This window comes from Hymenobacter agri (assembly GCF_054778495.1).
Map to the genome: position 1 here is coordinate 1 of NZ_BAAGZM010000675.1, position 2,161 is coordinate 2,161.

The following is a 2,161-nucleotide window of genomic DNA, read 5'->3' on the forward strand; positions in this document are numbered from 1 at the left end:
CCCGGGCCATGGCCAGCCGCTGGCAGGGCGCGCGCCGTCTGGTGCAGTGGCAGGCCGCCTCTGTAGCAATACAGGCGCTGGCCGTGGCGGCGGGGACCTTTTGCTGCACCTGACGCAACCCCGCGGCTGGCCGGGCGGTTAGGTACCGGGCGCACTATTTCGCCCTGACTATTTCAGTTGCTGATGCCTACCCGTTTCGATAGCGTGATTTTTGACCTTGACGGCACCCTGTGGGATGCCTCGGCCAGTATTACCAAAGCCTTCCAGGCTGCCGCCGGCAGCGTCGATTACATAGCCCACGATGTGACCCTGGCCCAGGTGCAGGCCGTAACCGGCCAACCCTACACCGTGGTGTACGAGCGTCTGTTCCCAACCCTGCCCGCCGATAAGCTCGACGAATACCGCGCCCTCTGCGCCCGCCAGGAGCTGGCCGCCGCCGAGCAGCACGGCGGCGCGCCCTATCCCGAACTGGAGGCCACGCTGGCCTACCTGCGGGAACAAGGCTACCGGCTGTTTATTGTAAGCAACTGCCAGTTGGGGTACGTGGAGGCCTTTTTCAAGCACACCGGGCTGGGGCATTATTTCGAAGGGCACCAATGCTTCGGAACCCGGTTGCTGCCTAAGTCGGAGAATATCCGCGAAGTAGTGGCGCAGTACGACCTGCAAGCGCCCGTGTACGTGGGCGATACCCTGGGCGACCTTGAAGCCAGCCAGAAAGCCGGTGTGCCGTTCATCTTCGCCACCTACGGCTTCGGCCAGTTGAGCGAGGCCGAAGCCCCCCAACGCATTGCCCGGCCCGCCGACCTGCGCCAGCACTTGTAGCCCGGCCCCGGGGCTTGCACGCCTTCCCGGCGCTTCGTACTTTGGGGGAATGAACATGCTGGTTTCTGCACGCATCACCATTCATCCGGCCATCTGTGATGGGCAGCCCACTGTGCGCGGCTTACGGATTCCGGTTTGGCAGGTACTCGATTGGCTGGCGGCCAGCCCGTCCGAAGCCGAGGTACTGGCCGCGCACCCCGAGCTGCAACCCGAAGACCTTCGGGCCAGCCTGGCCTTTGCGGCCGAGCGCCTGAAACCGCTGTCGCGCCCCGCAGTGCTGCCTGCCGAAATGCCCTCCGAGGCCTGGCTGCTGAGCCGGCAAAGCCAGTGGCTGGCCGAGCAGGAGTTTCTGCGGCAGCTGTGGGAGCGCCGGCCGCAAAGCACGTCCGTAAAGTAGGTTATACGGGTTATTAATCGCGATTTAATGTAGTGAATTTGCTATGTGTTGCGTAGCTTTGGAAGGGCTGTCTTCTACCCGTGGGCAGCGTGCTTACCGTGCTGCTCATGTACCAACCGCTCGTCACTACCGCATTCCTGCACATTGCCTATCGCCCCGATTCGTGCCTGCTGGTGGGTCGGTGGCAGTGCTCTATTAACGAAGCGCAGCTGCGGCAGGGGTACGAGCTGCTCCGCCATACTGCCCTGGAGCATAACTGCGGGCACTGGCTGATTGATGCCCGCCGGCGCATTGACCGGCGGCGCAACGGCCCCGAATGGGTGGTGACGAATTTCCTGCCGCAGGTGCAGGCCGAGTTGGGCCAACCCTTGTGCGTGGCCTTTCTGGTGCTGCCCAACCACCTGCGCGAGCTCGAATCCGAATCCGACCTACCCATTCGCACCACCAACCCAGCGGTGCCGCTGCAATACGCCCGCTTCATCGAGGAAGGCGCGGCCAACGCCTGGCTCGAAGCCCAGCGGGTAGCCATTAGGCAGCAGGTGGCGCACTAAGGCGCTTGATGTCTCAGCGCTGGCTTTCGAGCGTGGGAATAGGCGTAGCTACTTCCACGTTCGACGTGTTGGGGAAGGCCAGGAAGTGCGTCACGCGCGGCTCGTCGGGCCCTTGGTGGAATTGGCGCACACGGGCTTCTACCACCTGGTCTTCGCGGGTGAAGCGGTGGTGCTGGCGCTGGTGCTCGCCCCAGGTCGCCACGTAAAAAAACTCGCTGATGCGCGTGGGCACGGCCACATCGGCAAACACGCCGGCGCGCAGGGCCCCATCGCGCAGCCGCAGCCGCGTGAGCTGCTCGGCAGCATGATGGAAGGCGGCCCAGTCGGCGGGGGCTACGTGGTATTCTATCATCACCAGCACGGGGCCGTTGTCGGGGTCGACGGGCCCGTC

Annotated in this window: 4 protein-coding genes; 3 read left to right on the top strand and 1 reads right to left on the bottom strand. The window is 64.3% G+C overall.

All coding sequences use genetic code 11. The features are described from left to right. Positions 1-204: 204 nt before the first annotated feature. The 3 genes from ACYVDE_RS20905 (at position 205) to ACYVDE_RS20915 (ending at position 1,770) form a co-directional block, all read left to right on the top strand. Entirely contained in the window at positions 205-822 is a 618-nt protein-coding gene (locus tag ACYVDE_RS20905; RefSeq protein ID WP_460503472.1) for an HAD family hydrolase, read from the top strand. 55 nt (positions 823-877) lie between these two features. Further along, positions 878-1,219, top strand: coding sequence for a DUF433 domain-containing protein (locus ACYVDE_RS20910; RefSeq protein ID WP_460503473.1), 342 nt, complete (start codon positions 878-880; stop codon positions 1,217-1,219). An 80-nt stretch (positions 1,220-1,299) separates the two neighbouring features. Then, complete coding sequence (locus ACYVDE_RS20915) at positions 1,300-1,770, top strand: hypothetical protein (RefSeq protein ID WP_460503474.1); 471 nt, start codon at positions 1,300-1,302, stop codon at positions 1,768-1,770. A gap of 13 nt (positions 1,771-1,783) precedes the next feature. Here ACYVDE_RS20915 and ACYVDE_RS20920 read toward each other — a convergent pair. Beyond that, positions 1,784-2,161: MFS transporter (locus ACYVDE_RS20920; protein WP_460503475.1), on the bottom strand; the 378-nt coding region annotated here is incomplete at its 5' end.

Excerpts from the sequence above, each read along its gene's own strand:
- ACYVDE_RS20910 (WP_460503473.1), top strand. The coding sequence starts at position 878 with ATGCTGGTTTCTGCACGCATCACCATTCATCCGGCCATCTGTGATGGG.